The organism is Endozoicomonas sp. SESOKO3, assembly GCF_024606255.1.
Window position 1 is genome coordinate 1 of record NZ_JAHHPR010000426.1, and the last position, 3,535, is coordinate 3,535.

Sequence of the window (3,535 nt, forward strand, 5' to 3'; positions counted from 1 at the left end):
CAGCAACTGTCTCCTTCCATGAAGGCCTCTGCCCAGCAATGGTTTAAAAACAAAACAGAAATTTTTCAGCACTGGATGGATGAAGGCAAAATGGCCCGGGTCGAGCCCATGCACCTGATTTTTATGATTTGGGGATCGACTCAGCATTACGCTGATTATGAAAAGCAGATTTGCATGATCATGGATAAGAAGAAACTGCCTGCTTCAACCTACGATAAAGCCGCTGACACTATCTGTGACATTGTTCTTCGTGGTTGCGGTTTGAAGGTTTGAGAAACGTCAAAAATCTTGTACAGTCGCAACATAAAACAAAACCGGCAGATTAACACGAAAGTCACTGCTATAAACCGCTGTAATGGTGGTCTATGGTATGTGGCAATTTATGACCCCATCCAGGCCGCCTGCTCATAACAAAAGGCAGATAATGAAAGTCTGGATAAAACACCCCTTGGCTACTTTTACCGCCAACAATCAGAACGCTGGCAACGGTGTGGTTATTGATGAAAGCTCTGGCAAGCTCACGGAGCTGGTCCCTTCGGGACAATCCCCGAAAACCCCGTTTGATCAAAGCTACGACGCTTCCGGACAGATTCTGATTCCCGGCCTGATCAATGCCCACCACCACCTTTATCAGACCCTGACCCGTGCTTTTCCTCCAGCACTGAATAAAAAACTCTTTCCCTGGCTGCAAACACTTTATCCGGTCTGGGCAAAACTGAAGCCAGAGATGCTCTTTAATGCCACTCAGCTGGGACTGACAGAACTGTTGCAATCCGGTTGTACAACAGTGGCGGATCATCACGACATTTGTCCAGGAACACTCACCGAAGCCATTGATATCCAGGTGAAGGCCGCTGATAGTGTTGGCGGACGGGTAATGTTGACTCGGGGTTCGATGAGTCTTGGAGAAAAGGATGGCGGCCTTCCTCCCCAATCAACCGTCCAAACGGAAACACAAATACTAAACGATTCAGAACGTCTAATTCATCGTTACCATCAGCCAGAAGAGGGAGCAAAGATTCAGATTGCTCTGGCGCCATGTTCACCTTTTTCAGTCAGCACAGAGCTGATGAAAGAGACCGCCGGGCTCGCCCGTAAACACAGTGTTCGATTGCATACTCATCTGGCTGAAACTCTTGATGAAGACAGCTTCTGCATTCGACGATTTGGTCTGCGTCCACTGGATTATCTTGAATCTGTGGGCTGGCTGGCTGACGATGTCTGGCTGGCTCATGGCATTCACTTCAATGAGGATGAAATCAAAAGAATGGGGCAGGCGGGTTTGGCCGTCTGTCACTGTCCTACCTCAAATATGCTTCTTGCATCGGGCGTCTGCCGAACCAAAGAACTCGATTCTGCAGGCGTCCATGTCGGACTGGGTGTGGATGGCTCTGCTTCTAACGACGGCTCGAATATGATGCAGGAAGTCCGTCAGGCTTTGCTGATCAACCGTCTGCGTTACGCCGCAGATGAAGTCACTCATCTTGATGCCTTGTACTGGGCGACAAAAGGTTCAGCGAAAGCACTTGGTAGGGAGGATATTGGAGAACTGGCAGTAGGGAAGCAGGCCGACCTTGCTCTTTTCAGCCTGGATGAGTTGCGTTTCAGCGGCAGCCATGACCCATTGGCAGCATTAGTTCTTTGTGGAGGCCATAAAGCAGCTGCCGTGATGTGTGCAGGAAAGTGGCTGATTAAAAATGAAGCACTGCTTCATCTTGATCAACACGCTATCATGGCTGCCCACCAGCTTTCAGCCAAAAAACTGGTGTCCTGAGGTATGATGGAGTTCTCAGAAAGCGGTTTCTTCTTTGATGGATCCTGAAGACGCATTAATATTTTTCACCACTTTTCTCTGATCGCTGGATGCCAGCCCGGATTCTTCAGGCAAAACCAGCGACAGCAAAATAGCAGTCAAACCTCCGGTGGTGATCGACGAGCCGAAAATGTTTTTGACCAGTTCCGGCATCTGACTCAGCACCTCAGGCACAATTGTGACACCCAGCCCCATGCCTATGGACACAGCAATAATCATTACCTGCCGACGATCAAGCGACTCTGAAGCCAGTATGCGAATACCTGAAGCAGCCACTGTGCCAAACATAACCAATGTGGCCCCACCCAGAACAGGTTTGGGAATCTGCACCAGGATGGCCCCGAGTATCGGGAAAAGTCCCATCACAAAAAACAGTCCGGCAATAATATAGCCAACAAATCGGCTGGCGACGCCGGTCATTTGAATCACACCATTGTTCTGACTGAACGTCGTCGTTGGAAAGCTGTTCAGGCAGGCTGCGGTCAGAGAGTTCACGCCATCAGCCAAAATTCCGCCACGAATACGCTCAACGTATTCATCACCCTTAATAGGTTCTCCTGAGAGCTTTGCTGTTGCAGTGAGATCACCAGTCGATTCAATGGTCGTAATCACATAAATGAGAGCAATCGGAATGAATAACTCCCAATCGAAGGTCATTCCATATTTAAAAGGCACTGGAATAGTAAATAATGCCGAGTCCGTTAATCCCTCCAGAGTCATTTTACCGGAATAAAGTGTCATCAGGCTGCCTACCAGCAAGCCGAGGAAAATCGCCGAGAGACGAACCATGGGACGGGAACTGCGATTAAAAAAGATCACAGTCGCCAACACTGTGATGCTCACTGCAAGGTTGCTCAGTGCACCAAAATCAGGCGCATTGAAGCCACCGGCCATATCAGTCACAGCCACCTTAACCAGGCTGAGACCAATCAGTGAAATGACAATTCCGGTGATGGTTGGCGTTATGATCTTGCGCAGTTTATGGAAAAAACGGCTCAGGATAATCTCGATAAATGCCCCGAAAAAACAGAGCCCTGTCATTAAAGCTATAATCTCTTCATTGCTGCCTCCCCGACTCTTAACAACAAAGCCGGCAGCAATCAGGGAACTTAAAAAAGCAAAACTGGTCCCTTGAATACTCAGCAAACCAGAGCCCAGAGGACCAAAACGTCTGGCCTGGATAAAGGTACCTATCCCTGATGCGATTAACGCCATACTGACCAGATAAGGAATATGTTCTCCCAGGCCCAGCACCCCACCGATGACCAGAGTTGGTGTCACAACACCCATAAAGCTGGCGATCATATGTTGCAAAGCACTGAAAAAAGCTCTAGGTAATGGTGGCTTGTCGTTTAGCTGGTGAATGAGTTCGGGATTATGAACCTCGGTATTCATGGGTACTCCTGCCGTTTTTTTTGTTATTCAGAAGGAGTATTGCAATTACTTGACCAATTGTTCAATTTTTTTGGAGATATTCGAAATAAAATACCAGCGCAACCAGCCTGCCAAGGGCGAGCCTTTCATGATGCAGGGGATAGACAGATGGACGTGAACATGGCACTTCAGATCACGACCTGACGTTTGCAGTGCGTTTCCCTCCTGAGCCTATGACAAGCAGAAATCAATCACTTGACTTTGCATCATCAAGCTTTCGTTTTCGGTGTTGCCTTTTGTGATTCGACAGGGCTTGAACGTTTGGCAGGATCTTCTGGCACTCAGGGC

The 3,535-nt window shown here is 48.4% G+C and carries 3 protein-coding genes; 2 read left to right on the forward strand and 1 reads right to left on the reverse strand.

The window, feature by feature from the left end; translation table 11 throughout:
- Together KDK18_RS07330 and KDK18_RS07335 are read left to right on the forward strand one after the other, a co-directional pair.
- Positions 1–273: TetR family transcriptional regulator C-terminal domain-containing protein (locus tag KDK18_RS07330; protein WP_257254234.1), on the forward strand; the 273-nt coding region annotated here is incomplete at its 5' end.
- Between the two features lie 151 nt (positions 274–424).
- A complete protein-coding gene (locus tag KDK18_RS07335) occupies positions 425–1,774 on the forward strand; it encodes an 8-oxoguanine deaminase (RefSeq protein WP_257254236.1) in 1,350 nt (449 codons plus the stop codon).
- 15 nt (positions 1,775–1,789) lie between these two features.
- On the opposite strand, the gene KDK18_RS07340 is transcribed toward KDK18_RS07335, so the two are convergent.
- On the reverse strand, positions 1,790–3,208 hold the full coding sequence (locus tag KDK18_RS07340; RefSeq protein WP_257254237.1) for a uracil-xanthine permease family protein: 1,419 nt from the start codon (positions 3,206–3,208) through the stop codon (positions 1,790–1,792).
- Between the last annotated feature and the right edge of the window lie 327 nt (positions 3,209–3,535).